The 25,618-nt window shown below is 60.8% G+C and carries 22 protein-coding genes; 16 read left to right on the top strand and 6 right to left on the bottom strand.

Annotated elements, in window-relative coordinates; all coding sequences use genetic code 11:
- Positions 1-48 precede the first annotated feature (48 nt).
- The 3 genes from dgcB to HU755_RS08565 are packed head-to-tail and all read left to right on the top strand — an operon-like array spanning position 49 to position 3,998.
- The gene (gene dgcB, locus HU755_RS08575; protein WP_186631555.1) at positions 49-1,998 is read left to right on the top strand and encodes a dimethylglycine demethylation protein DgcB; all 1,950 of its coding nucleotides are present in this window, start codon (positions 49-51) and stop codon (positions 1,996-1,998) included.
- On the top strand, positions 1,998-3,218 hold the full coding sequence (locus HU755_RS08570) for an electron transfer flavoprotein subunit alpha/FixB family protein (protein ID WP_186631552.1): 1,221 nt from the start codon (positions 1,998-2,000) through the stop codon (positions 3,216-3,218). Before dgcB ends, HU755_RS08570 begins: the two co-directional genes overlap by 1 nt.
- A gap of 9 nt (positions 3,219-3,227) precedes the next feature.
- Entirely contained in the window at positions 3,228-3,998 is a 771-nt protein-coding gene (locus HU755_RS08565; protein WP_186631549.1) for an electron transfer flavoprotein subunit beta, read from the top strand.
- 876 nt (positions 3,999-4,874) lie between these two features.
- On the opposite strand, the gene gbcA is transcribed toward HU755_RS08565, so the two are convergent.
- The gene (gene gbcA, locus HU755_RS08560) at positions 4,875-6,170 is read right to left on the bottom strand and encodes a glycine-betaine demethylase subunit GbcA (RefSeq protein WP_016772823.1); all 1,296 of its coding nucleotides are present in this window, start codon (positions 6,168-6,170) and stop codon (positions 4,875-4,877) included.
- A 296-nt stretch (positions 6,171-6,466) separates the two neighbouring features.
- Here gbcA and gbcB point away from each other — a divergent pair, with 296 nt between their 5' ends.
- A complete protein-coding gene (gbcB, locus tag HU755_RS08555) occupies positions 6,467-7,567 on the top strand; it encodes a glycine-betaine demethylase subunit GbcB (protein ID WP_186631546.1) in 1,101 nt (366 codons plus the stop codon).
- Between the two features lie 81 nt (positions 7,568-7,648).
- On the opposite strand, the gene HU755_RS08550 is transcribed toward gbcB, so the two are convergent.
- From HU755_RS08550 to HU755_RS08540, 3 genes are all read right to left on the bottom strand, one after another.
- Positions 7,649-7,849 (bottom strand): hypothetical protein, encoded by a 201-nt coding sequence (locus tag HU755_RS08550; protein WP_186631543.1) that lies wholly within the window; start codon positions 7,847-7,849, stop codon positions 7,649-7,651.
- A 311-nt stretch (positions 7,850-8,160) separates the two neighbouring features.
- On the bottom strand, positions 8,161-8,985 hold the full coding sequence (locus tag HU755_RS08545; RefSeq protein WP_186631540.1) for an NAD(P)-dependent oxidoreductase: 825 nt from the start codon (positions 8,983-8,985) through the stop codon (positions 8,161-8,163).
- A gap of 265 nt (positions 8,986-9,250) precedes the next feature.
- Positions 9,251-10,291, bottom strand: coding sequence for a low specificity L-threonine aldolase (locus HU755_RS08540; protein ID WP_016772826.1), 1,041 nt, complete (start codon positions 10,289-10,291; stop codon positions 9,251-9,253).
- Between the two features lie 127 nt (positions 10,292-10,418).
- Between HU755_RS08540 and HU755_RS08535 the strand changes: the two genes are divergently transcribed.
- The 8 genes from HU755_RS08535 to fdhA all read left to right on the top strand — a co-directional run bounded on the left by HU755_RS08535 (position 10,419) and on the right by fdhA (position 20,520).
- Entirely contained in the window at positions 10,419-11,129 is a 711-nt protein-coding gene (locus HU755_RS08535; RefSeq protein WP_186631538.1) for a TraX family protein, read from the top strand.
- A 273-nt stretch (positions 11,130-11,402) separates the two neighbouring features.
- The gene (gene glyA, locus HU755_RS08530; protein WP_186631535.1) at positions 11,403-12,656 is read left to right on the top strand and encodes a serine hydroxymethyltransferase; all 1,254 of its coding nucleotides are present in this window, start codon (positions 11,403-11,405) and stop codon (positions 12,654-12,656) included.
- A gap of 19 nt (positions 12,657-12,675) precedes the next feature.
- Positions 12,676-13,926, top strand: a complete 1,251-nt coding sequence (locus HU755_RS08525) for a sarcosine oxidase subunit beta (RefSeq protein WP_016772829.1) — start codon at positions 12,676-12,678, stop codon at positions 13,924-13,926.
- Between the two features lie 14 nt (positions 13,927-13,940).
- Positions 13,941-14,270, top strand: a complete 330-nt coding sequence (locus HU755_RS08520; RefSeq protein WP_186549224.1) for a sarcosine oxidase subunit delta — start codon at positions 13,941-13,943, stop codon at positions 14,268-14,270.
- On the top strand, positions 14,267-17,284 hold the full coding sequence (locus HU755_RS08515; RefSeq protein WP_186631532.1) for a sarcosine oxidase subunit alpha: 3,018 nt from the start codon (positions 14,267-14,269) through the stop codon (positions 17,282-17,284). Before HU755_RS08520 ends, HU755_RS08515 begins: the two co-directional genes overlap by 4 nt.
- A gap of 158 nt (positions 17,285-17,442) precedes the next feature.
- Positions 17,443-18,075 carry a sarcosine oxidase subunit gamma gene (locus tag HU755_RS08510; RefSeq protein WP_186622723.1) on the top strand — a complete coding sequence of 211 codons (633 nt, stop codon included), beginning with the start codon at positions 17,443-17,445 and terminating at the stop codon, positions 18,073-18,075.
- 210 nt (positions 18,076-18,285) lie between these two features.
- Positions 18,286-19,143 (top strand): formyltetrahydrofolate deformylase, encoded by an 858-nt coding sequence (gene purU, locus HU755_RS08505; protein ID WP_007959808.1) that lies wholly within the window; start codon positions 18,286-18,288, stop codon positions 19,141-19,143.
- A gap of 177 nt (positions 19,144-19,320) precedes the next feature.
- A complete protein-coding gene (gene fdhA / locus HU755_RS08500) occupies positions 19,321-20,520 on the top strand; it encodes a formaldehyde dehydrogenase, glutathione-independent (RefSeq protein WP_186631529.1) in 1,200 nt (399 codons plus the stop codon).
- A gap of 58 nt (positions 20,521-20,578) precedes the next feature.
- On the opposite strand, the gene HU755_RS08495 is transcribed toward fdhA, so the two are convergent.
- On the bottom strand, positions 20,579-20,959 hold the full coding sequence (locus HU755_RS08495) for a hypothetical protein (protein ID WP_071173848.1): 381 nt from the start codon (positions 20,957-20,959) through the stop codon (positions 20,579-20,581).
- Between the two features lie 235 nt (positions 20,960-21,194).
- Between HU755_RS08495 and HU755_RS08490 the strand changes: the two genes are divergently transcribed.
- Positions 21,195-21,752, top strand: coding sequence for a DUF2780 domain-containing protein (locus HU755_RS08490; protein ID WP_186631526.1), 558 nt, complete (start codon positions 21,195-21,197; stop codon positions 21,750-21,752).
- A 1-nt stretch (position 21,753) separates the two neighbouring features.
- Here the strand turns inward: HU755_RS08490 and HU755_RS08485 are convergent, their stop codons facing one another.
- Positions 21,754-22,641 (bottom strand): acyltransferase, encoded by an 888-nt coding sequence (locus tag HU755_RS08485; protein ID WP_186631858.1) that lies wholly within the window; start codon positions 22,639-22,641, stop codon positions 21,754-21,756.
- Positions 22,642-22,926: 285 nt separating this feature from the next.
- Between HU755_RS08485 and HU755_RS08480 the strand changes: the two genes are divergently transcribed.
- The 3 genes from HU755_RS08480 (at position 22,927) to creC (ending at position 25,601) form a co-directional block, all read left to right on the top strand.
- Entirely contained in the window at positions 22,927-23,433 is a 507-nt protein-coding gene (locus HU755_RS08480; protein ID WP_186549203.1) for an ATP-dependent zinc protease, read from the top strand.
- Between the two features lie 69 nt (positions 23,434-23,502).
- Complete coding sequence (gene creB / locus HU755_RS08475) at positions 23,503-24,183, top strand: two-component system response regulator CreB (RefSeq protein ID WP_186631523.1); 681 nt, start codon at positions 23,503-23,505, stop codon at positions 24,181-24,183.
- Complete coding sequence (gene creC, locus HU755_RS08470) at positions 24,183-25,601, top strand: two-component system sensor histidine kinase CreC (protein ID WP_186631520.1); 1,419 nt, start codon at positions 24,183-24,185, stop codon at positions 25,599-25,601. Before creB ends, creC begins: the two co-directional genes overlap by 1 nt.
- Positions 25,602-25,618: the final 17 nt, after the last annotated feature.

Below are 25,618 nucleotides of genomic sequence, written 5' to 3'. Positions count from 1 at the left end.
GTAAGGCATCTCGACCTGCAAGACCCGAGGTCTTTGGGAGCTGCACCTATGTTGAACACCCTTCTTCCAATCCTGTTGTTCGCAGCCCTGGGCCTTGCTGTCCTCGGCGCGTTGCGGCGGATGAACATGTGGCGCCGGGGACGGGCGGCGAAGGTCGATCTGCTCGGCGGCCTGCTGGCCATGCCCAAGCGCTACATGGTCGATCTGCACCACGTCGTGGCGCGGGACAAATACATTGCCAACACCCACGTCGCCACGGCGGGCGGCGCGGTGGCGTCGATTGTGCTGGCGATCCTGGTGCACGGTTTCGGCCTGCATAACCGCATCCTCGGCTATGCCTTGCTGCTGATGTCGGCGGTGATGTTCGTCGGCGCGATCTTCATGTACCTGCGCCGACGCAACCCGCCGGCACGCCTGTCGAAAGGCCCGTGGATGCGCCTGCCGAAAAGCCTGCTGGCATTCTCCGCGTCGTTTTTCCTGGTGACCCTGCCGGTGGCCGGGATCCTGCCGGAGAACTTCGGTGGCTGGGTGCTGGCGGCGATTCTTGGTGTGGGCGTGCTGTGGGGCGTGACCGAATTGTTCTTCGGCATGACCTGGGGCGGGCCGATGAAGCACGCCTTTGCCGGTGCCTTGCACCTGGCCTGGCACCGTCGTCCCGAGCGCTTTGGTGGCGGTCGCTCCACCGGTTTGAAACCGCTGGACCTGAACAATCCCGATGCGCCGCTGGGCGTGGAAAAACCCAAGGATTTCACCTGGAACCAGTTGCTCGGTTTCGACGCCTGCGTGCAGTGCGGCAAGTGTGAAGCGGCCTGCCCGGCCTTCGCCGCCGGCCAGCCGCTGAACCCGAAAAAACTGATTCAGGACATGGTGGTCGGACTCGCTGGCGGCACCGATGCCAAATTCGCCGGTAGCCCGTATCCAGGCAAGCCTGTGGGCGAACACGGCGGCAACCCGCATCAACCGATCGTCAACGGTCTGGTCGATGCCGAAACCCTGTGGTCGTGCACCACCTGCCGCGCCTGCGTCGAGGAATGCCCGATGATGATTGAGCACGTCGATGCCATCGTCGACATGCGCCGCCATCTGACTCTGGAAAAAGGCGCGACGCCGAACAAGGGCGCCGAAGTCCTCGAAAACCTCATCGCCACCGACAACCCTGGCGGTTTCGCCCCGGGAGGGCGGATGAACTGGGCGGCGGACTTGAACCTGAATCTGCTCAGCGAAAAGAAATCCACCGACGTGCTGTTCTGGGTCGGCGACGGCGCCTTCGACATGCGCAACCAGCGCACGTTGCGCGCGTTCGTCAAAGTGCTGAAAGCGGCGAAAATCGACTTCGCCGTGCTCGGCCTTGAAGAGCGCGACAGTGGCGACGTGGCACGGCGCCTCGGCGACGAAGCGACGTTCCAGACACTAGCGAAACGCAATATCCAGACCCTGACCAAATACAGCTTCAACCGCATCGTCACTTGTGATCCGCACAGTTTCCACGTGCTGAAAAACGAGTACGGTGCCTTCGACGGCAACTACCTGGTGCAGCACCACAGCACCTACATGGCCGAGATCATCCAGGCTGGCGCGCTCAATCTTGGGCAGCACAAAGGCAACAGCGTGACGTATCACGATCCGTGCTACCTGGGCCGCTACAACGGCGAATACGAAGCGCCACGTGAAGTGCTGCGTGCGCTCGGGATCGAGGTCAAAGAAATGCAACGCTCCGGTTTCCGCTCGCGCTGCTGCGGCGGCGGTGGCGGCGCGCCGATCACCGACATTCCGGGCAAGCAGCGGATTCCCGACATGCGCATGGAAGACATCCGCGAGACCGGCGCCGAACTGGTGGCCGTGGGCTGTCCACAATGCACGGCGATGCTTGAAGGCGTGGTCGAACCACGTCCGCTGATCAAGGACATTGCCGAACTGGTGGCCGACGCCTTGCTCGAAGACGCGGCGCCGAGCAAACCTGCCACGCCGGCCAAACGTGAACCTGCGGAGGTGCATTGATGAGCGACATTATCCGCCGCGACCCGCGCGCCGAATGGATTGCGCGTAACCGTCTGCACCCGCTGCACGCAGCGATGCAACCGGCGCAGCACAGCTGGATGGGGCCTAACGGCGTCATCCGCAAGAACCCGCACGGCATGGGTTTTATCGGCCCCAACGGCATCAAGCGGATCGACCGTAGCGGCGCGCAGCAGGGCGGGGCAGTCAAGCGCTCGGCCACGGTGGAAGTGCAATTACCGCTGCATCAGGTACCGGCGCCGGCGTTTTACATCTGCGTGGTGCCGGATATGGTGGGCGGCCGCCTGAGCAGCCACGACCGCGACCTGCTCGGCCTCGCTCACCAACTCGCAGGCACCGACGGTGCAGTGTTGGCGGTGGTCTTTGGCGAGCACAAGGAAAGCGCTTTCGAAACCGCTGGCGTCGATCGCTTGCTGGTACTCGAAGGCGAAGCCTTCAGCGGTTATGCACCGGAGCAACGGGTGCAGGGCTTGCGCGCTGTGGATAACCAGTTCAACCCGCGCCATTGGTTGCTGCCCGACAGCCGCAGCGGTGGTGGCGAACTCGGTCGACGTTTTGCCGCAGCTTTGGGCGAGCGTCCGGCGACACGGGTCTGGCAGGTCAAGGATCAAGAGTGCATTGGCCGCGCCGGTGCGGGGCTGCAGGACTTGGCGCGTCCGGTTGCGCGGTTGATTCTCGCCGCTGCCGAATGCGCCGAACCGGTCAGCGAAACCCGTCACGAAGCGTTGCCAGTGGAGTTATCCACAAGCGTGGCGCGCAGCCTGTCGCGGATCGAAGATCTCGGCGCGGTGGCGGTGGACCCGGCGGCGATTCCGATGGCCGAGGCCGAGTTCATCTTCTCCGGCGGTAACGGCGTGAAGGATTGGGCGTTGTTTCACCAGACCGCCGCTGCACTGGGCGCCACCGAAGGCGCTTCGCGCGTTGCGGTGGACGATGGCTTCATGGCCCGTGACCGCCAGGTCGGCGCGTCTGGCACCTGGGTTACGGCGCGGGTGTACGTCGCGGTGGGTATTTCCGGGGCGATCCAGCACCTGCAAGGCATCGGTGCCTGCGACAAGGTGGTGGCGATCAACCTTGATCCGGGCTGCGACATGATCAAACGCGCCGACCTCTCGGTGATCGGCGAAAGCGCAGAGATTCTGCGCGCACTGATCGCGGCAGTTGAGGCCTATCGCAACGACGCCAAGCGCGACGCGGCTTAAGGAAACCCTATGAACAGTAAAGTGATCAGTCTGGTCTCGATCGGCGCCCACCCGACCTCCGGCCGGCCTCGTCGCGCCGACCAGGATGCGCGCGCGGTGGAACTGGGCCTGCAACTGGCTGGGGATAACCTGCAAGTGCTGCACGCCGGCGATGCCGCCGAACCTGCGTTGCGCGCCTATCTGGGCATGGGCCTTGAGCAGTTGCATGTGCTGGAACAACCGCCGGGGGGCGATGCTTTGCCGGCATTGACCGAGTATCTGCGTGATGCCGGGGCGCAAGTCGTGCTGACCGGCAGTCAGGCGGAAACCGGTGAAGGCTCGGGGATGTTGCCGTTCCTCTTGGCCGAGGGCCTGGGCTGGCCGTTGGTGGTGGGCCTGGCGCAGGTCGAGTCGATCAATGACGGTTCGGCGCTGGTCCTGCAAGCGTTGCCGCGCGGGCAGCGACGGCGGCTGAAGGTGAAACTGCCGTTTCTGGCGACTGTGGATAACGCCGCGCCGAAACCTCGGCAGAGTGCTTATGGCCCGGCGCGACGGGGCGAATTGGCCGCCGATGACGTTGACGTGGTGGAGGACGAGTTGTTGGCCGTCGCCACGCTGCAACCCGCCAAGCCACGACCCAAGCGCTTGAAGGTGATCAAGGCCAAGAGCGGCGCGGATCGCATGAAGGCTGCGACGGCCAAGGCCAGTGGTGGCGGCGGGCAGGTGCTCAAGGGCGTTACGGCGCAGGCAGGGGCGGAGGCGATTCTGAAGTTGCTGATTGAAGAGGGCGTCGTTCGCTAGTCACCCTCTTCCAGGCACTGAACACCCCCTGTGGGAGCGAGCCTGCTCGCGAAAGCAAACTGTCAGCTGGTACATCTATCGACTGATCCAGCGCATTCGCGAGCAGGCTCGCTCCCACAGTTACATTCATCATAGTCAGTTTGTGTCGTTTACCCACAATCCCTGTTGGCGAAGCTGTGGATAACGTGTTCGCCCTTGCGCGCATCCCACGCCGTTCAAGCCTCTCAGCCATAAGATCAAAAAACAACCAGCGTAACTTGCGGATTTTTCTGACTTTTCCTTCGGGATAACTCAGGAACTTGCCCCCAATCTCTGTTGGCGCTTCTGTGGATAAGATGTTCGCTATCAGCTGTAGGCTATATGAATCAAGGCTTACACAGGTTTGATCAATTATCGACCAAATGCAGCGTTCCAGCGTTAAAAGCCGCCTGAGCAAGCGCTTTTCCCCAGTTGAACACGCTTTTCCACAAGCAAGCCAAAGTTACCCCCGATCTCTGTTGGCGCTTCTGTGGATAACGTGTTCGCTCCACGCTACAGGCCTTTAGATACGTGGATCACAGAGCTTTGATCAAAAAACAATCAATCGTTTTCAGAAACCATGCTTCTGAATAAGTCACGGTTTTCTTTGCAAATCAGCAGGATATTTTTCGTCTCATCCACAGTTACCCCCATTTGCTGTGGGTGAGCATGTGGATAACTTGTTCGCGGAAGGCTGGAGGGCTTGGTCGGTATGGGCGGCGGGGTGGTTGGTCAGAAATTGTGCAATCGGGTTTGAGAAACGTGTCGTCTGTCAGGAAGCCTTCGCGAGCAAGCCCGCTCCCACAGTTGAAGTGCATTCCACCTGTGGGAGCGGGCTTGCTCGCGAAGCTTTTGCTTTTAGCCTTGAACCGGAACACCTTTGAGATAAGGCGCAGGTTCTGCCCCAAGGTTGTTCAACATCCGCTCGCTGTACCAGTCCACGAAGTTGACCACGCCAAACTCATAAGTCTTGGAGTACGGCCCAGGCTGGTAAGCGGTGGAGTTGATCCCGCGCTGGTTTTCCTCAGCCAGACGGCGGTCCTGGTCGTTGGTCGCGTCCCACACCTGGCGCATGCGTTCGACGTCGTAATCGACACCCTCGACCGCGTCCTTGTGCACCAGCCATTTGGTGGTGACCATGGTTTCCTGCGCGCTGATCGGCCACACAGTGAAGACGATGATGTGATCGCCCATGCAGTGGTTCCACGAATGCGGCAGGTGCAGGATGCGCATCGAACCCAGATCCGGGTTCTTGATCCGGCCCATCAGTTTCGCGCAGCCCTGTTTGCCGTCGAGGGTCATCGACACAGTGCCCTTGAGCAGCGGCATGCGCACGATGCGGTTGCGCAGGCCGAAACTGGCATGGGCGTAAGGGATCTTCTCGGCTTCCCAGGCGGCGGCTGAGGCGGCGACGTGGTCCTTGAACGCCTGGTCTGCGCGCGGGTCGGTGACGTCGTCCCACTCCAGCAGGGTTTTCAGCAGTTCCGGGTGCGAGGCGTTGCAGTGGTAGCACTCGCGGTTGTTTTCCAGCACCAGTTTCCAGTTAGCCTTTTCCATCAAGGTGGTGGTAATCGCCACCTTGGTGTTCTCCATGTCGTACGGTTCCATGTAATGGTTGAGCGTCGACAGGAAGTCATCGATGGCCGGCGGATTTTCCGCCAGGCTGATGAAGATGTAGCCGCCAGCGGTTTTCACGTTCACCGGTTTCAGACCGTACTGCTTCATGTCGAAGTCGGCGCCCATCTCGGTGCCGGCGAATAACAGGCGACCATCCAGTTCGTAGGTCCACTGGTGATAATGGCAGACGAGTTTGGCGACCTTGCCTTTTTCACTGGTGCACAGGCGCGAGCCACGGTGGCGGCAGACGTTGTGAAACGCATGCACCACGCCCTCGGCGCCGCGGATGACGATGATCGGGTTCTTGCCGACCTGCAGGGTCAGGTAATTGCCCTTGGCCGGGATTTCGCAGGTCATGCCGGCGATCAACCACTCTTTCTGAAAGATCTCCTGCATGTCGATATCGAACAGCCGCTCGTCGCTGTAGAACGGTTGTGGCAGGGAGAAGGTGCGCTCGCGCTCCTGAAGCATTTGCGCGGTGGCCTTGCGTGCGGGTTCCAGCGGATCGCCCAGACTGATTTTTGCGGTGACGTCCATCGATGTAATCCTCATGGCCCTCTGCGTGGCCGGCGAAAGTGGCTGATCAGGTGTGCTGCAAAACGGTTGCTACGCAAGGTGTAAAGAAGTCGTCTTGTGTTGAGGCGAGTGTGGGGCCGGCGCGGCCCGCAACCTTATCCATGGGCGACATGGCGCAATCTGTTCCCGACGCGCAACCCCCGGTGGTTGGGGGCTGGTCGCGATAAGTATGTCAATGTCGCGAATAGGTAAACGCACGCTCGGCGCTATACGCAGAATCGCCGACATGAGGCCGACAGTCGGCCGTGGAGAACAGCATGTCCAACAGCTTCCTGAATCCGGTCACCACCCAGACCTGGGCCAATGGCCGACACATTGTCCGTTGCGTCAAAGTCATCCAGGAAACCTGGGATGTGCGCACCTTCTGCTTCATGGCCGATCAGCCGATCCTGTTCTTCTTCAAGCCCGGGCAGTTCGTGACGCTGGAGCTGGAAATCGAAGGCCAGCCGATCATGCGCTCCTACACCATCTCCAGCTCGCCGTCGGTGCCGTACAGCTTTTCGGTGACGATCAAACGGGTGCCGGGCGGCAAGGTGTCGAACTGGTTGCACGACACCCTGCATGAGGGGCAAGAGCTGGCGGTGCACGGCCCGGTCGGTCTGTTCAACGCCATGGACTTCCCGAGCCCGAAAGTCCTGTATCTGAGCGGCGGGGTCGGCATCACGCCGTGCATGTCGATGGCGCGCTGGTTCTACGACACCAACGCCAATGTCGACATGACCTTCGTGCACAGCGCGCGCTCGCCGAAAGACATCATTTACCACCGCGAGCTGGAACACATGGCCTCGCGAATCGACAACTTCAGCCTGCACCTGATCTGTGAAAAGCACGGCCTCGGCGAGCCTTGGGCCGGGTATCGCGGCTATCTGAATCACAAGATGCTCGAATTGATGGTCCCGGACTTCCTTGAACGCGAAGTGTTCTGCTGCGGCCCGACGCCGTACATGAACGCGGTCAAACGCCTGCTGGAAGTGGCCGGTTACGACATGTCGCGTTATCACGAGGAGTCCTTCGGCGCCACGCCACCCGAGGCTCGCGCCGATGCAGTGGAACAGGCCGAACAAGCCGCCGATGCGCCGGAAATCGACGCAGCGGATCTGCATCAGGTCGAATTCACTGCCTCCGGCAAAAGCATCCGCGTGGCACCGGGCGAAACCGTGCACGCGGCGGCAGCCAAGCTTGGCCTGATGATTCCGAAAGCCTGCGGCATGGGTATTTGCGGGACGTGCAAGGTAATGAAACTGGGCGGCGAGGTGGAGATGGAGCACAACGGCGGGATTACCGAGGACGATGAGGCTGAAGGGTTTATCTTGTCGTGCTGCAGTGTGCCGAAGGGGGATGTGCGTATCGAATATTAAGTTTTATCGTTTTCTGGATGGTTGCAGATTAAGGCTTATAGCAGACACTGCAGTTTCTGCTATAAGCGATACATATGTGATTCAAAGCTGAACGCCATCTACAACGACTTCATATGAGCCATTCTCTTGCTGCCGGAATACCTTATTGGTTATTTTCCAGTATTTCGCTCCTGGTTTTGTTGGGTAGGGTAAAACCAGATCGCCAGGGTTCGCGGCTAAAATGGCTTGTTCCGGCGAAAGAATATGAGTGCCAAATAGGATCTTTTGATTTTCAGTCGACATGATGCACCTTCCCTTTATGAGTTGAGCTTTGTTGAAAGCAGTTGCTTTCACTTCGTATGGTATTTGTTTGAACGTAATAGTTCACCTGTCAGAAGTTACAGCTTGTGCGAGGGGTTTGGGTGTGCTAGGTAATTTAATTATGATTCGTCGAAAGTCATTCGCCTAGTTCAGCATTTTATATATAGCTGTGCATTTGAAGCTGATGATCTTAAGTGTTCGAATAATGATGGAGCGGGGTTAGAGTGTAGGCAGTGCTTAATGCTCCAGTTGATGGAAAGGGGCAAAGCACTGTCAATTGCCGAATAGTTGTGTCAGTCAACAAAAAGATCGGGTATCAGTGCTGCTTTGCTATTCGGTTCAAACCGATAATGATCAAAATCAGTCACACCGTCCTCGCGCAAGATTTCTTCGTCAATCAACAATCGCCCGGTGATCTGCCGCGCACTGCTGCTCAAAACCACATACGCCGCATCCGCCATGATCGCCGGAGTGCGCGCCTGCTTGAACGACTCGCGATTGCCCAACTGAAACTCGATGGCCGCCGTGGCGATCATTGTCTGCGGCCACAACGAGTTCACGCTGATGCCGTAACTGGCGAATTCCTCACTCATCCCCAGCGTCAGCATGCTCATGCCATATTTGGTCACGGTGTATGGGCTGAACTGGGCGAACCATTTACTCGCCAGGTTCAGCGGCGGCGACAGGTTGAGGATGTGTCCGCTGGATTTTTTCAGGTAGGGCAGGGCGGCCTGGCTGCATAGCAATACCGCGCGGGTGTTGATCTGGTGCATCAGGTCGAAGCGCTTGAGTTCGATGTGTTGCACGCCGGTCAATTTGATCGCCCCGGCGTTGTTCACTAGCGCGTCGATAGCGCCGAAGTGTTCGTTGGCCTGGGCCAGCGCCTGACGTACCGCCTCTTCGTTGCGCACATCGACTTGTAGCGCCAGCGCCTTGCCACCGGCCGCTTCGACTTCCGCCGCGACGCTGTGGATGGTGCCGGGCAGCTTGGCGTGAGGTTCGGCGCTTTTCGCCGCGATCACAATGTTGGCCCCGTCCTTGGCAGCCCGCAGCGCAATCTCACGGCCGATGCCACGGCTGGCGCCGGTGATGAACAGGGTTTTGCCTTGTAGCGACATGCCGATGCTCCTGCTTGTTGTTATCCGAGCGATGGCTCGACAGACACTGTAGACCAAGTCTTTCAGGGCAGAGGGAAGGCACCGATGTCGCTTAAGGAGAAGAGCTTTCGTGGCGAGGGGATTTATCCCCGTTCGGCTGCGCAGCAGTCGTAAATCCTGAGATTGCAGACTTACTGTTTGACCGCGTTTTCAGGTTTTGGGGGCCGCTGCGCAACCCAATGGGGATAAATCCCCTCGCCACAGGGGATGTAAGTAATGTCTGGAATCAGGCAGACATGACCTCGCGAATGTCGCGGGCCAGTTCGCGCACACGCTCTTCTTCGGTGTCCCAGGAGCACATGAAGCGCGCGCCGCCCTTGCCGATGAAGGTGTAGAAGCGCCAGTTCTTCGCGGTCAGGGCGGCAATGGCCGGCTCGGACAGTTGCAGGAACACGCCGTTGGCCTGCACCGGGAACATCAGCTCGACGCCGGGGATGTCGCTGACCAACTCGGCGAGCAGTTGCGCGCAGTGGTTGGCGTGGCGGGCGTATTTGAGCCAGGCGTCGTTTTCCAGAATGCCGACCCACGGTGCTGACAAAAAGCGCATCTTCGACGCCAGTTGCCCGGCCTGTTTGCAGCGGTAGTCGAAGTCTTCAGCGAGTTTGTGGTTGAAGAACAGAATCGCTTCACCCACCGCCATGCCGTTCTTGGTGCCACCGAAGCACAGCACATCGACGCCGGCCTTCCAGGTCAGGTCGGCGGGGGAACAGCCGAGGAATGCGCAGGCGTTGGAGAAACGTGCGCCGTCCATGTGCAGGTGCAGGCCGAGTTCCTTGCAGGTGGCGCTGATCGCGCGGACTTCTTCCGGGGTGTAGACGCTGCCGACTTCGGTGGCCTGGGTCAGGGTGACCACGCGCGGTTTCGGGTAATGGATGTCCTGGCGCTTGAGCGCGACTTCGCGGATCGACTGCGGGGTGATCTTGCCGTTTTCGGTGCCGGCGATCAGCAGTTTCGAACCGTTGGAGAAAAATTCCGGGGCGCCGCATTCGTCGGTTTCGACGTGGGCGGTTTCCGAGCAGATCACGCTGTGGTAACTCTGGCACAGCGACGACAGGGCCAGCGAGTTGGCGGCGGTGCCGTTGAAGGCGAAGAACACTTCGCAGTCGGTTTCGAACAGTTTGCGGAAATGATCGGCCGCGCGGGCGGTCCATTCATCGTCGCCGTAAGCGCGCTGGTGGCCGTGGTTGGCCTGTTCCATGGCCGCCCAGGCTTCGGGGCAGATACCGGAATAGTTGTCGCTGGCGAATTGTTGGCTCTTGTCGGTCATGGCCGGCTTCCGTGATCGAAGCGCTTTTGACGCTTCGTTGGTCAATGAGGGTGCGCACTTTACCGAAGATCATCCGGGGAGCACACGGGATGTCGCTGGCAGAACTTTACAAGGACACGGGCCGATTATGCACCTGAGAAAACGCGACGGCGCCCTCGATCTGCTCAAGTGGCTGGCGCTGCTGAGCATGTTGCTCGATCACCTGCGCTATGTCGGCTTCTCCGCCGACTGGCTGTATGTGCCGGGGCGTCTGGCGTTTCCGTGGTTTTGCCTGGCGATGGCGGCGAATCTGGCCCGTGACGGCAGACGGAAAACAGAATGGCGTTATCTGGGCTGGTTGGTGCTGTTCAGCGCCATCAGTGAAGTTCCGTATCGCTTGTACATACCCGAGCCTGACACCTTGAACGTAATGCCGACCCTGGCGCTGGGCCTGCTGGTGGCTCGGGGCTGGCAGGATTCAGCGCCGGTGTCGCGATTGCTCGCGTTGGCCGCGCTGGTGGCCGCGGCGGTTTTTTCAGAGCGACTGATGTTCGGCTTTTTCGGAGTGCTGCTGCCGTTGGCGATGCTGCTGGTATTTCGCCGACCATGGTCTCTCAGTGTGTTGCCGGGGCTGATTTGTCTCGCCGCGAATCAATGGCAGGTGCTGCTCGAATCGGCGCGGTTCGGCAACAGCGTGGCGATTCTCGGCCTGGCGACTTGTCTGTTGGCGCCAATGCTGGGGATGTTCTTGTTGCGACATCTGCGACATCTCCAGCCACCACCGATGCGGCGTTGGGCTTATGCCCTGTATCCCGCGCATTTCCTCGTGCTGCTCGCCGTCCGCGCGGCATACACCTAATCCCTGTGGGAGCGGGCTTGCTCGCGAAGGCGGTGTGTCAGGCGGCATTGATGTGACTGACACGGCCTCTTCGCGAGCAAGCCCGCTCCCACAGGGGATCTGCGGCGTTTCGAGCAGAGCATTTCCAGCCATGTCGTAAACGCACCTTTGCGTGGCGCGCGCAGGCATTTGAGCTGTCTGTGCCGGTCATACCATCGCATCAAAGGGCACCGCTGCGATTGCCGGTGCCTCACCGAGACGAAATGGCGCACAGATGCCGCTGGGAGAGACGCGATGTTCAGCAAGCAAGACCAGATCCAGGGTTACGACGATGCACTGCTGGCGGCGATGAATGCCGAGGAGCAACGTCAGGAAGATCACATCGAGCTGATCGCGTCGGAGAACTACACCAGCAAGCGCGTCATGCAGGCACAAGGCAGCGGCCTGACCAACAAATACGCCGAGGGCTATCCGGGCAAGCGCTACTACGGCGGCTGCGAGCATGTGGATAAAGTCGAAGCGCTGGCCATTGAACGCGCCAAGCAACTGTTCGGCGCCGATTACGCCAACGTCCAGCCGCACTCCGGATCTTCCGCCAACAGCGCCGTGTACCTGGCGCTGATCCAGCCGGGCGACACCATTCTGGGCATGAGCCTGGCCCACGGCGGTCACCTGACCCACGGCGCGAAAGTGTCGTCCTCGGGCAAGCTTTACAACGCCGTGCAGTACGGCATCAACACCGACACCGGGCTGATCGACTACGACGAAGTCGAGCGTCTGGCCGTTGAGTGCCAACCGAAAATGATCGTTGCCGGTTTCTCCGCGTATTCGAAGACTCTGGACTTCCCGCGTTTCCGTCAGATCGCCGACAAGGTCGGTGCGCTGCTGTTCGTCGACATGGCCCACGTTGCCGGCCTCGTCGCCGCTGGCCTGTACCCGAACCCGCTGCCGTATGCCGACGTGGTCACTACCACTACCCACAAGACTCTGCGCGGTCCGCGTGGCGGGCTGATCCTGGCCAAGTCCAACGAAGAGATCGAGAAAAAGCTCAACGCCGCGGTCTTCCCCGGCGCCCAGGGCGGTCCGCTGATGCACGTCATCGCCGGCAAAGCAGTGTGCTTCAAGGAAGCGCTGGAGCCTGGCTTCAAGGCCTATCAGCAACAAGTGATCGACAACGCCCAGGCGATGGCCGGCGTGTTTATCAAGCGAGGCTACGACGTCGTCTCCGGTGGCACCGACAACCATCTGTTCCTGGTCAGCCTGATCCGTCAGGGCCTGACCGGTAAAGATGCCGATGCCGCGCTAGGCCGTGCGCACATCACCGTCAACAAGAATGCCGTGCCGAACGATCCGCAGTCGCCGTTCGTGACCTCGGGCCTGCGCATCGGCACCCCGGCGGTGACCACCCGAGGCTTCAAGGTCAGCCAGTGCGAAACCCTCGCCGGCTGGATCTGCGACATCCTCGACAACCTCGGCGATGCCGACGTCGAGGCCAATGTCGCCCAGCAGGTTTCGGCCCTGTGCGCTGACTTCCCGGTTTATCGCTGAGCGTTTTGGAGTAACTACTATGCAACGCTATTCCGGCTTCGGCCTGTTCAAACACTCGCTCAGCCACCACGAAAACTGGCAGCGCATGTGGCGCACGCCCACCCCTAAAAAAGTCTATGACGTGGTCATCGTCGGCGGCGGCGGGCACGGCCTGGCGACTGCCTACTATCTGGCCAAGGAGCACGGCATCACCAACGTCGCCGTGGTCGAGAAAGGCTGGCTGGGCGGCGGTAACACCGCGCGCAACACCACCATCGTCCGTTCCAACTACCTGTGGGACGAGTCGGCGCACCTCTACGAACACGCGATGAAATTGTGGGAAGGCCTGTCGCAGGATCTCAACTACAACGTGATGTTCTCCCAGCGCGGCGTCTACAACCTGTGCCACACCCTGCAGGACATTCGTGATTCCGAGCGTCGGGTCAGCGCCAACCGCCTTAATGGCGTCGATGGTGAGCTGCTCGACGCCAAGCAGGTCGCTGACGAAATTCCATACCTCGACTGCTCGAAAAACACCCGCTACCCGATCATGGGCGCCACCGTTCAGCGTCGCGGCGGCGTCGCCCGTCACGACGCCGTGGCCTGGGGCTTTGCCCGTGCCGCCGATGCCTTGGGCGTGGACCTGATCCAGCAGACCGAGGTGATCGGTTTCCGCAAGGAAAACGGCGTGTGCATCGGCGTTGAAACCAACAAGGGTTTCATCGGTGCCAAGCGCGTCGGCGTGGTGACTGCCGGTAATTCCGGGCACATGGCCAAGCTTGCCGGTTTCCGCCTGCCGATCGAATCCCACCCGCTGCAAGCGCTGGTGTCCGAGCCGATCAAACCGATTATCGACAGCGTGATCATGTCCAACGCCGTGCACGGTTACATCAGCCAGTCCGACAAGGGCGATCTGGTGATCGGCGCCGGCATCGACGGCTACAACGGCTACGGCCAGCGTGGTTCGTACCCGGTGATCGAGCACACCATTCAGGCCATCGTCGAAATGTTCCCGGTGCTGTCGCGGGTGCGCATGAACCGTCAGTGGGGCGGCATCGTCGACACCACCCCGGACGCCTGCCCGATCATCTCGAAAACGCCGGTACCGAACATGTTCTTCAACTGCGGTTGGGGCACCGGCGGCTTCAAGGCCACCCCGGGCTCGGGCAACGTGTTTGCCGCAAGCCTCGCGAAGGGTGAAATGCACCCCTTGGCCGCACCGTTTTCCATCGACCGTTTCCACAACGGTGCGCTCATCGACGAACACGGCGCTGCTGCCGTCGCCCACTAACAGGAGAAATCCCTATGTTGCACATCTTCTGTCCTCACTGCGGCGAACTGCGCTCCGAAGAGGAATTCCATGCATCCGGCCAGGCGCACATCCCGCGTCCGCTGGATCCGAACGCCTGCACCGACGAGGAGTGGGGCGATTACATGTTCTTTCGCGATAACCCGCGCGGTCTGCATCACGAGTTGTGGGACCACGTTGCCGGTTGCCGCCAGTATTTCAACGTCACCCGCGACACTGTGACTTACGAGATTCTCGAGAGCTACAAGATCGGCGAGAAGCCGCAATTCACTGACAAGGCTGACACTCAGAAAGCGGCCGCCACGGCTCTGGGAGAGAAGGTATGAGCCAGATCAATCGCCTGTCCAACGGTGGACGGATCGACCGCAACAAAGTGCTGAGCTTCACCTTCAACGGCCAGACCTACAAAGGCTTTGAAGGCGACTCGCTGGCCGCCGCCCTGATCGCCAACGGCGTCGACATCATTGGCCGCAGTTTCAAGTATTCGCGTCCTCGCGGGATCTTCGCTGCCGGTGCCGAAGAGCCGAACGCTGTGCTGCAGATTGGCGCTACTGAAGCCACGCAGATTCCCAACGTGCGCGCCACGCAACAGGCGTTGTATCAAGGCTTGGTCGCCACCAGCACCAACGGCTGGCCGAGCGTCAACAACGACATGATGGGCATTCTCGGCAAGGTCGGCGGCAAGCTGATGCCGCCGGGTTTCTACTACAAAACCTTCATGTACCCGCAATCGTTCTGGATGACTTACGAGAAGTACATCCGCAAGGCCGCAGGTTTAGGCCGCTCGCCGACCGAGAACGATCCGGACACTTACGACTACATGAACCAGCACTGCGACGTGCTGATCGTCGGTGCTGGCCCGGCCGGTCTGGCCGCTGCCCTGGCGGCGGCGCGCAGTGGTGCGCGGGTAATTCTGGCTGATGAGCAGGAAGAGTTTGGCGGCAGCCTGCTCGACTCGCGCGAAAGCCTCGACGGCAAGCCGGCGATGGAGTGGGTCGCCAGTGTCATCGCGGAACTGGCGAACACCCCGGACGTGCTGCTGTTGCCGCGCGCCACGGTCAACGGTTATCACGACCACAACTTCCTGACCATTCACGAACGTCTCACCGATCACCTCGGTGACCGTGCGCCGATCGGTCAGGTACGGCAGCGCATCCACCGCGTGCGCGCCAAGCGTGTGGTGCTGGCGACCGGCACCCATGAGCGTCCGCTGGTCTACGGCAACAACGATGTGCCGGGCAACATGCTCGCCGGTGCTGTCTCGACTTACGTGCGCCGCTACGGCGTCGCACCGGGCAAGAAGCTTGTCTTGTCGACCAACAACGATCACGCCTATCGCGTCGCTCTCGATTGGCTCGATGCCAGTCTACAAGTGGTCGCCATCGCCGACGCCCGCAGCAATCCGCGCGGTGCATTGGTGGAAGAGGCGCGCGCCAAGGGCATTCGTATCCTCACCGGCAGCGCCGTGATCGAAGCCCGTGGCAGCAAGCGCGTCACCGCTGCCCGGGTCGCCGCGATTGACGTCAAGGCACACGCCGTGACCAGCCCGGGCGAATGGCTCGACTGCGATGTGGTCGCCAGCTCCGGCGGTTACAGTCCGGTGGTGCACTTGGCCTCGCACCTGGGCGGCAAGCCGGTCTGGCGTGAAGACATTCTCGGTTTCGTACCGGGCGAAGCACCGCAGAAACGCGTGTGCGTCGGTGGCATCAACGGCGTCTACGGTCTCGGCGATGCCTTGGCCGACGGTTTCGAAGGCGGCGCGCGCGCGGCCGTCGAAGCCGGTTTCCAGACGGTCGAAGGCGTGTTGCCCAAAGCGCTGAGCCGTCTCGAAGAGCCAACGCTGGCGCTGTTTCAGGTGCCGCACGAGAAGAACTCGGCGCGTGCACCGAAGCAATTCGTCGACTTCCAGAACGACGTCACCGCCGGCGGTATCGAACTGGCGACCCGCGAAGGTTTCGAGTCGGTCGAACACGTCAAGCGCTACACCGCGCTGGGCTTCGGCACCGATCAGGGCAAGCTCGGCAACGTCAACGGTCTGGCCATCGCCGCCCGTTCGCTGAACGTGACCATCCCGCAGATGGGCACCACCATGTTCCGCCCGAACTACACGCCGGTGACTTTCGGCGCCGTGGCCGGCCGGCACTGTGGACACATCTTCGAACCGGTGCGCTACACCGCACTGCATGCCTGGCATGTGAAGAACGGCGCCGAGTTTGAAGACGTCGGTCAGTGGAAGCGTCCATGGTACTTCCCGAAAAACGGTGAAGACCTGCACGCCGCGGTGAAGCGCGAATGCAAAGCCGTGCGCGACAGCGTCGGCCTGCTGGACGCCTCGACCCTCGGCAAGATCGACATTCAAGGCCCGGATGCCCGCGAGTTCCTTAACCGCGTGTACACCAACGCCTGGACCAAACTCGACGTGGGCAAGGCCCGCTACGGTTTGATGTGCAAGGAAGACGGCATGGTCTTCGACGACGGTGTGACGGCGTGTCTGGCCGACAACCATTTCGTCATGACCACCACCACCGGCGGCGCCGCACGCGTACTGCAGTGGCTGGAGCTGTACCACCAGACCGAATGGCCGGACCTGAAGGTGTACTTCACCTCCGTCACCGACCACTGGGCGACCATGACCTTGTCCGGGCCGAACAGCCGCAAGCTGCTCAGTGCCGTGACCGACATCGACCTGAGCAACGAAGCGTTCCCGTTCATGACCTGGAAAGAAGGTCTGGTCGGCGATGTGCCGGCGCGGGTGTTCCGCATCTCGTTCACCGGTGAGCTGTCGTACGAAGTCAACGTGCAGGCCGACTATGCGATGGGCGTGCTGGAGAAAATCGTCGAGGCGGGCAAGCAGTACAACCTGACGCCATACGGCACCGAAACCATGCACGTGCTGCGTGCCGAGAAGGGTTTCATCATCGTCGGCCAGGACACCGACGGCTCGATGACCCCGGACGACCTGAACATGGGCTGGTGTGTCGGTCGCACCAAACCGTTCTCATGGATCGGCCAGCGCGGCATGAACCGTGAAGACTGCGTACGCGATCAGCGTAAACAGTTGGTCGGTCTCAAGCCGATCGATCCGACCAAGTGGCTGCCGGAAGGTGCACAGCTGGTGTTCAACACCAAGCAGGCGATCCCGATGACCATGGTCGGCCACGTCACCTCAAGCTACGCGCACAACTCCCTCGGTTATTCGTTTGCCATGGGCGTGGTCAAGGGCGGTCTCAAGCGTCTGGGTGAGCGGGTGTTTGCACCGCTGGCCGATGGCAGCGTGATCGAGGCGGAAATCGTTTCTTCGGTGTTCTTCGATCCGAAGGGTGAGCGGCAGAACATTTGATGGTTCGGCTCTTGGGGAGTGCAGGTGCACCGCGGCGACTTTATCGCGAGCAGGCTCACTCCTACAGGTGATCGCGTACCCCTTGTAGGAGTGAGCCTGCTCGCGATAGCGGTAGATCTGCCTACACAGGGCTCAAGTCAGAATTCAGAAGGTGCTTTATGACCACAGCCAATGTTTACCAACAACGCCCGACCACTGGCGCCCGTGCCGAGTCGTCGTTGCACCATGCCGACCTCGCCAGCCTGGTCGGCAAGGGCCGCAAGAACGCCGGCGTGATCGTGCGTGAAAAGAAACTCCTCGGCCATTTGACCATTCGTGGCGATGGCCACGACGCAGCGTTCGCCGCCGGTGTGCACAAGGCCCTCGGCATTGAATTGCCCGGCGCCCTCAGCGTCATCGTCAAAGGCGAAACCAGCCTGCAATGGATGGGCCCGGACGAGTGGCTGCTGATCGTGCCAAGCGGTGAAGAATTTGCCGCCGAACAGAAGCTGCGCGACGCGCTGGGCGATCTGCACATCGCAATCGTCAACGTCAGCGGCGGCCAGCAGATTCTCGAACTGAGCGGGCCGAACGTGCGGCAGGTGCTGATGAAGTCCACCAGTTATGACGTGCACCCGAACAACTTCCCGGTCGGCAAGGCTGTAGGCACGGTGTTCGCCAAGTCACAACTGATGATTCGTCACACGGCTGAAGACACTTGGGAATTGCTGATTCGCCGTAGTTTTTCCGATTACTGGTGGTTGTGGTTGCAAGATGCTTCGGCTGAGTACGGCCTTAGCGTTCAGGCCTGAAGCTGAATGGCCGTGGTAGCTGCTTCTGTGGCGAGGGAGCTTGCTCCCGCTCGACTGCGAAGCAGTCATGAAAACTGAGTCCGCGTTACTTCCGGGCAAACGCGGCCGCTGATTTGGGGTCGCTGCGCAACCCAGCGGGAGCAAGCTCCCTCGCCACAGAGTTTAATGATCGTTGCCACTCAGAGCGTAGGAACGATCAGAGGATAAGATATGAGCCGCGCCCCAGACACATGGATTCTGACCGCCGATTGCCCCAGCGTCCTCGGCACCGTGGACGCGGTCACGCGTTTTCTGTTCGAACAGGGCTGTTACGTCACCGAGCACCACTCGTTCGATGATCGCCTCTCCGGGCGCTTCTTCATTCGTGTGGAATTCCGTCAGCCCGACGGCTTCGACGAACAGTCCTTCCGTGCAGGCTTGGCCGAGCGCGGCCAGGCCTTTGGCATGATCTTCGAGCTGACCGCGCCTAACTACCGGCCGAAAGTGGTGATCATGGTGTCCAAGGCCGATCACTGCCTCAACGACTTGCTCTACCGCCAGCGCATCGGCCAGTTGTCGATGGACGTGGCGGCGGTGGTGTCCAACCATCCGGATCTCAAGCCGCTGGCCGACTGGCACCAGATTCCCTACTACCATTTCCCTCTCGACCCCAACGACAAACCGGCGCAGGAGCGTCAGGTCTGGCAGGTGATCGAAGAGGCCGGTGCCGAACTGGTGATCCTCGCGCGCTACATGCAGGTGTTGTCACCGGAGCTGTGCCGCAAGCTCGACGGCAAGGCGATCAATATTCACCACTCGCTGCTGCCGGGCTTCAAGGGCGCCAAGCCGTATCACCAGGCCTACAACAAGGGCGTGAAACTGGTCGGCGCCACCGCGCACTACATCAACAACGATCTGGACGAAGGACCGATCATTGCCCAGGGCGTCGAGGCGGTGGATCACAGCCATTACCCCGAGGATCTGATTGCCAAGGGGCGGGATATCGAAGGCCTGACCTTGGCGCGAGCGGTTGGATATCACATTGAGCGCAGAGTGTTTCTCAACGCCAATCGCACGGTCGTTCTTTAGATCGCCATCGCGAGCAGGCTCACTCCTACAAGGGGTACGCATTCCAAATGTAGGAGTGAGCCTGCTCGCGATAGGGCCATAACTGACAACGCAAGACCAACAAGCAATACCCGAGCACTCAACGCGCTGCCCAACCGGGGCAACGCAGTTCCATAAAAACAACAGCGAGGTGAAAGCATGTCTGGCAATCGTGGTGTGGTGTATCTCGGCGCTGGCAAGGTCGAAGTACAGAAAATCGACTATCCGAAAATGCAGGACCCGCGCGGCAGGAAGATCGAGCACGGGGTGATCCTGCGTGTGGTCTCCACCAATATTTGCGGCTCCGACCAGCACATGGTACGCGGCCGGACCACGGCGCAGACCGGTCTGGTGCTGGGCCATGAAATCACCGGCGAGGTGATCGAAAAAGGCTCCGACGTCGAAAACCTGAAGATCGGCGATCTGGTCTCCGTGCCGTTCAACGTAGCTTGCGGGCGCTGCCGTTCCTGCAAGGAGCAACACACCGGCGTCTGCCTGACCGTTAACCCGGCCCGAGCCGGCGGCGCTTACGGCTATGTCGACATGGGCGACTGGACCGGTGGCCAGGCCGAGTACGTGCTGGTGCCATACGCCGACTTCAACCTGCTGAAACTGCCGGATCGCGACAAGGCCATGGAGAAAATCCGTGACCTGACCTGCCTCTCCGACATCCTCCCGACCGGTTACCACGGCGCCGTCACTGCGGGCGTTGGCCCGGGCAGCACCGTCTACATCGCAGGCGCCGGCCCGGTCGGTCTGGCCGCTGCTGCCTCCGCACGTCTGCTGGGCGCGGCAGTGGTGATCATCGGCGACGTCAATACCATCCGCCTGGCCCACGCCAAGGCCCAGGGTTTTGAAATCGTCGACCTGTCCACCGATACCCCGCTGCACGAACAGATCGCCGCTCTGCTGGGCGAGCCGGAAGTCGACTGCGCAGTCGACTGCGTCGGTTTCGAAGCACGCGGCCACGGCCACGACGGCGTCAAGGCCGAAGCCCCGGCCACCGTGCTCAACTCACTGATGGGTGTGGTGCGGGTGGCCGGCAAGATCGGCATCCCGGGCCTGTACGTCACCGAAGATCCGGGCGCCGTGGACGCCGCCGCGAAAATGGGCAGCCTGAGCATCCGCTTCGGCCTGGGCTGGGCCAAATCCCACAGCTTCCACACCGGCCAGACGCCAGTGATGAAGTACAACCGCCAGTTGATGCAGGCGATCATGTGGGATCGCATCAACATTGCCGAAGTGGTCGGCGTGCAAGTGATCAGCCTCGATCAGGCGCCGGAAGGTTACGGCGAGTTCGATGCCGGCGTACCGAAGAAGTTTGTGATTGATCCGCATAAGTTGTTTAGTGCGGCGTAACGGAACAAGGTGACAATAAGGGCGGCCGAAATGCCGCCTTTTTCATTTCCGCTAATCGTTATTCATTCGTGCTAAAGGAGCACTGAGTTAACGAAGCAGTGCATTGACCGGTTTTCGTCCAATCGCTGGATGTTGATTCGAAGTGAGCGACATCTGCTACCAAGGCAATGTTTCCATAACGACAACTTATTTGATTGACCAGGATTGGACCGGTTTCGTCTTCGTCTTCGGTAATGTGCGTAACGCTTTCAAACTCAGTGCCCCTGTTGATTTTTAGCTCGTTCGGATTCGCCACCTTCCAGATTCTACCGAAGTTGTCCTTGAGCTCAGAACCATCCCTGGCCTCTTGCATGCCTGAAAGCACGGGGCAGGTGTCTGCCTGTGCGAGGCCTGCAGTAACAGCTAAACAGAGCGGCGTGAATAGTCTTGCGATACGCATGATTTCATTTCCTTGGCGAGTTGAAGGTCAACCATGCCCCGGAAGCATTGCGACGGCTACTGTCATATATGACAGTTTATGAGAACCATTAGGAATGAATCGGGTGGGTTTTTATCGCGAGCAGTGGTCGGCCGGACTAATATCATTTCCCGGTTCTGGAACAGCTCATTGAGTCTCAGGTCAAAAGGCGCAGCTCCGCCTGTTGATGGAGCCCAAGAAATAAGAGGATGTCTGAATGAAGATTTCACGCGGTTTTGCCCTGGCATCGCTCCTGACGCTGGCCGCCGGGCCGGTGTTTGCCGGTTTCAGTCTGAATGACGTGGCCGGTGCGGTATCGGGCATGCAGGGTGGTGACAAGGCGGCGGCCGCCGCGCCGACTTCGGAGACCGCCGGTTTGCTCAGCGCACTGAGTGCACTGGATGTCACGCCGGAGCAAGCCGTCGGCGGCACCAGTGCGATGCTCGGGCTGGCGAAGAATCAACTGAGCAGCACCGACTATTCGCAGTTGGCCAAGGAAGTGCCGGGCATCGACAAGTTGTCCGGTGGCGGCGGTAATCTGGCGGCCCTGGGCGCCTTGCTCGGTTCGTCCGGCAAATCCGCAGGCCTTGAGAATGCGCTGGGCAACGTCAAAGACAGCAACGACCTGAACAACGCGTTCAGCGCGTTGGGCATGGACAGCGGCATGATCGGCCAGTTTGCTCCGGTGCTGCTCCAGTACCTCGGTCAACAGGGCGTCGGCGGTTCGCTGTTGAGTAGCCTGGGCAGCATCTGGGGCACGGGTACCGGCAGTTGATTCAACGGCGCTCGTCGCGCAGTTCGGCGATGCGCTGGTCCTTCTCGGTCCAGAGCTGGTTGACCCAGTTCTGGACGCGCTCGCGAAACGCCGGATCTTTCTCGTAATCGCCCTGCCACAGCGCCGGGTCGAGTTCGCGGGTTTTGATGTCGATGATCACGCGTGGCACGTTGCCGCTGATCAGGTCCCAGAAGCCCGGGATTTTCTCCTGCGGATAAACCACGGTGACGTCGAGCATTGCATCAAGCTGTTCACCCATCGCCGCCAGCACAAACGCCACGCCGCCGGCCTTGGGCTTGAGTAGATGGTTGAAGGGGGACGACTGCTGCGTGCTTTTCGCCCGGGTGTAGCGGGTGCCTTCCAGATAATTCACCACCGTCACCGGCTGGCGCTTGAACAGCTCGCAGGCCTGTTTGGTGATTTCCAGATCCTTGCCGGCCAGTTCCGGGTTTTTCGCCAGAAACGCCTTGGTGTAGCGCTTCATGAAGGGGTAATCCAGCGCCCACCACGCCAGGCCCAGAAACGGCACCCAGATCAGCTCTTTCTTGAGGAAGAATTTGAAGAACGGCGTACGCCGGTTGAGCGTCTGGATCAGCGCCGGAATATCGACCCAGGATTGATGATTGCTGACCACCAGATACGAGGTGTCGCGACGCAGATCGTCGCCACCGCGAATGTCCCACTGCGTCGGAATGCAGAGCTTGAAGATCAGCTTGTCGATTTCGGCCCAGGTCTCGGCAATCCACATCACCGCCCATGATGCGTAGTCACGCCAGCGCCCGGGTGCGACCAGCTTGAGCAGGGCGAACACCATCAACGGCCCGATCAGGATCAGGGTGTTGAGCAGCAGCAGCAGGGTGACGAAACAGCCGGTGAGCAGGCGGCGCATAAGCAACTCTTTGAAGTCCGGTGGGCGGGCCATGATAAGCAGCTTCACGCAGCAGGCCAAATCGGCGCTGACGAATGTTTCACTTTTTGCCGGGTATGCTTCGCTCAAGTGTTGTGTTGACTGAGTTGGCCCCTTCGCGAGCAAGCCCGCTCCCACAATTTGAAATGCGTTCACCCTGTGGGAGCGGGCTTGCCCGCGAAGGCGGCCGATGGCGAACGAATGACTTCGCTGGTGTCTAAAATCTCGCGCCTGCCGCCCATAAATTTTTCCAAGGAAGCCCCCTACGTGAAATCCCTCCTTGCTCTGTTTGCCCTTGTCGCCCTGCCGGTCATGGCCGCCGAGCCGACCCTGTACGGGCGTTACGAATACATCGCGCTGCCGGAAATCGGCGGCGAAGTGCTCAAGGCCAAGATGGACACCGGCGCGCTGACCGCCTCGCTGTCGGCCAAGGACATCGAGACCTTCACCCGCGACGGCGAAGACTGGGTGCGTTTTCGCCTCGCCACCAAGGACGCCAGCAACAAGGTCTTCGAACACAAGGTGGCGCGCATCAGCAAGATCAAAAGCCGCTCCGACGAGGACGATGAAGAGCGCGACGCCAGCGATGCCGCCAAGCGCCCGGTGGTCGATCTGGAATTGTGCCTGGGCAACGTCAAGCGCACCGTCGAGGTCAACCTGACCGATCGCAGCCACTTCAATTACCCGCTGCTGATCGGTGCCAAGGCCTTGCGCGAGTTCGGCGCGGCAGTCAATCCGGCACGGCGCTACACCGCCGACAAGCCTGACTGCTAAGTGGTCTGATTGACGTAGCGCCGGGCTTGGGGCACCGTTCGCGCATTACCTGCCACGGGCTCGGACGCCATGCCGCACATTCTCATTGTCGAAGACGAAGCGGCGATTGCCGACACGCTGATATTTGCCTTACAGGGCGAGGGGTTCACCACCACGTGGCTGAGCCTCGGCGCGGCGGCGCTGGAGCATCAGCGGCAGACCCCGGCCGACCTGATCATTCTCGACATCGGCCTGCCGGACATCAGTGGCTTCGAGACCTGCAAGCAACTGCGGCGCTTCACCGAAGTGCCGGTGCTGTTCCTCAGCGCCCGCGATGCCGAGATCGACCGCGTGGTGGGGCTGGAGATCGGCGCTGACGATTACGTGGTCAAGCCGTTCAGCCCGCGCGAAGTGGCGGCGCGGGTCAAAGCCATCCTCAAGCGCATCGCGCCGCGCCCCACCGTGGAAACCGGTTCCGCGCTGTTTCGCATCGATCCCGAACGCGTGCAAATCAGCTATCGCGGCCAGGCACTGAGCCTGACCCGTCATGAGTTCCGTCTGCTGCAATGCCTGCTCGAACAACCCGAGCGGGTTTTCAGCCGCGAGCAATTGCTCGATGCGCTGGGCGTTGCCGCGGATGCCGGTTACGAACGCAGCATCGACAGCCACATCAAAAGCGTACGTGCCAAGCTGCGCCTGGTGCGCGCCGACGCGGAGCCGATCCAGACCCATCGTGGCCTCGGCTACAGCTACAGTCCGGGGCATAGCTGATGTCGTTGGGCCTGCGCATTTTTCTGGTGTACGTGCTGTTTGTCGGCCTGACCGGTTATTTCGTACTGAACACGGTGATGGAGGAAATCCGCCCCGGCGTGCGTCAGTCCACCGAAGAGACACTGGTCGATACCGCCAACCTGATGGCGGAAATCCTGCGCGACGATTTCAAGGCCGGCACCCTCAGCGAGAACCGCTGGCCGCAATTGCTGCGTGCCTATGGCGAGCGCCAGCCGCAAGCGACGATCTGGGGACTGCCGAAGAATCAGGTCAACCATCGCATCTATGTCACCGACGCCAAAGGCATCGTCGTGCTCGATTCCAGTGGCGTGGCGGTCGGTCAGGATTACTCGCGCTGGAATGACGTCTACCTGACCCTGCGCGGCGAGTACGGCGCGCGCTCCAGCCGCAGCGACGCCGATGATCCGGGTTCGTCGGTCATGCACGTTGGCGCGCCGATCCGTGACAACGGCAAGATCATCGGCGTGGTCACCGTGGCCAAGCCCAACAGTTCGCTGCAGCCATATGTCGATCGCACTGAACGGCGCCTGCTGATTTACGGTGCCGGCCTGATCGGTCTCGGTCTGTTGTTCGGCGCCTTGCTGTCGTGGTGGCTGAGCCGCGCGCTGCATCGCCTGACCGGTTATGCACAAGCCGTGAGCGAGGGGCGGCGGGTGGAAGTGCCGCACTATCGCGGCGGTGAACTTGCGCAACTCGCCACGGCGGTCGAGCAGATGCGCACGCAACTGGAAGGCAAGGCCTACGTCGAGCGCTATGTACACACGCTGACCCACGAACTGAAAAGCCCGCTGGCGGCGATTCGCGGTGCGGCGGAGTTGCTGCTGGCGGAGATGCCAACGGTTCAGCGCCTGCGCTTTGTCGGCAATATCGACAGCGAAAGTGCGCGCATGCAACAGTTGATCGAACGCTTGCTCAACCTGGCGCAGGTCGAACAACGCCAAGGCCTGGAAGAGCGAGTGGCGGTGCCGCTTTCGGTGTTGGTCGAGCAACTATTGAGCGCCCAAGCGGCGCGGATCGAGGGGAAACAACTGCGTGTCGAGCAAGCGATCGGCAGCGATCTGCTGCTGATTGGCGAGCCGTTCCTGCTGCGCCAGGCCTTGGGCAATCTGCTGGAAAACGCGCTGGATTTCACCCCGGCGCAAGGCGTGTTGCGCTTCAATGCCGAGCGGGTCGGCGAGCAGATCGAATGTCGTCTGTTCAACCAGACCGCGCCGATCCCCGATTACGCCTTGCCGCGTTTGACCGAGCGGTTCTACTCGTTGCCGCGCCCGGACACCGGGCGTAAAAGTACCGGGCTGGGGCTGAATTTTGTCGAGGAAGTGGTCAAGTTGCATGGCGGGGGGATGCGCATTGCCAATGTCGAGGGCGGGGTTGAAGTGGTATTGCGCCTGCCCTGAGACCGTGTCGCTGCCTT

It is taken from the genome of Pseudomonas sp. SWRI111, assembly GCF_014268555.1.
GTDB lineage: Bacteria > Pseudomonadota > Gammaproteobacteria > Pseudomonadales > Pseudomonadaceae > Aquipseudomonas > Aquipseudomonas hamedanensis.
The sequence above is the reverse complement of the archived record's forward strand: the minus strand, read 5'-3'. Positions and strand labels throughout refer to the sequence as shown.

Excerpts from the sequence above, each read along its gene's own strand:
- HU755_RS08565 (WP_186631549.1), top strand. The coding sequence starts at position 3,228 with ATGAACAGTAAAGTGATCAGTCTGGTCTCGATCGGCGCCCACCCGACC.
- HU755_RS08550 (WP_186631543.1), bottom strand. The coding sequence starts at position 7,849 with ATGTCGACTGAAAATCAAAAGATCCTATTTGGCACTCATATTCTTTCG.
- HU755_RS08545 (WP_186631540.1), bottom strand. The coding sequence starts at position 8,985 with ATGTCGCTACAAGGCAAAACCCTGTTCATCACCGGCGCCAGCCGTGGC.
- HU755_RS08525 (WP_016772829.1), top strand. The coding sequence starts at position 12,676 with ATGCAACGCTATTCCGGCTTCGGCCTGTTCAAACACTCGCTCAGCCAC.
- fdhA (WP_186631529.1), top strand. The coding sequence starts at position 19,321 with ATGTCTGGCAATCGTGGTGTGGTGTATCTCGGCGCTGGCAAGGTCGAA.
- gbcA (WP_016772823.1), bottom strand. The coding sequence starts at position 6,170 with ATGGACGTCACCGCAAAAATCAGTCTGGGCGATCCGCTGGAACCCGCA.
- HU755_RS08495 (WP_071173848.1), bottom strand. The coding sequence starts at position 20,959 with ATGCGTATCGCAAGACTATTCACGCCGCTCTGTTTAGCTGTTACTGCA.
- HU755_RS08520 (WP_186549224.1), top strand. The coding sequence starts at position 13,941 with ATGTTGCACATCTTCTGTCCTCACTGCGGCGAACTGCGCTCCGAAGAG.
- HU755_RS08570 (WP_186631552.1), top strand. The coding sequence starts at position 1,998 with ATGAGCGACATTATCCGCCGCGACCCGCGCGCCGAATGGATTGCGCGT.
- creC (WP_186631520.1), top strand. The coding sequence starts at position 24,183 with ATGTCGTTGGGCCTGCGCATTTTTCTGGTGTACGTGCTGTTTGTCGGC.
- dgcB (WP_186631555.1), top strand. The coding sequence starts at position 49 with ATGTTGAACACCCTTCTTCCAATCCTGTTGTTCGCAGCCCTGGGCCTT.
- gbcB (WP_186631546.1), top strand. The coding sequence starts at position 6,467 with ATGTCCAACAGCTTCCTGAATCCGGTCACCACCCAGACCTGGGCCAAT.
- HU755_RS08510 (WP_186622723.1), top strand. The coding sequence starts at position 17,443 with ATGACCACAGCCAATGTTTACCAACAACGCCCGACCACTGGCGCCCGT.
- HU755_RS08515 (WP_186631532.1), top strand. The coding sequence starts at position 14,267 with ATGAGCCAGATCAATCGCCTGTCCAACGGTGGACGGATCGACCGCAAC.
- HU755_RS08490 (WP_186631526.1), top strand. The coding sequence starts at position 21,195 with ATGAAGATTTCACGCGGTTTTGCCCTGGCATCGCTCCTGACGCTGGCC.
- glyA (WP_186631535.1), top strand. The coding sequence starts at position 11,403 with ATGTTCAGCAAGCAAGACCAGATCCAGGGTTACGACGATGCACTGCTG.
- purU (WP_007959808.1), top strand. The coding sequence starts at position 18,286 with ATGAGCCGCGCCCCAGACACATGGATTCTGACCGCCGATTGCCCCAGC.
- HU755_RS08540 (WP_016772826.1), bottom strand. The coding sequence starts at position 10,291 with ATGACCGACAAGAGCCAACAATTCGCCAGCGACAACTATTCCGGTATC.
- HU755_RS08535 (WP_186631538.1), top strand. The coding sequence starts at position 10,419 with ATGCACCTGAGAAAACGCGACGGCGCCCTCGATCTGCTCAAGTGGCTG.
- creB (WP_186631523.1), top strand. The coding sequence starts at position 23,503 with ATGCCGCACATTCTCATTGTCGAAGACGAAGCGGCGATTGCCGACACG.
- HU755_RS08485 (WP_186631858.1), bottom strand. The coding sequence starts at position 22,641 with ATGCGCCGCCTGCTCACCGGCTGTTTCGTCACCCTGCTGCTGCTGCTC.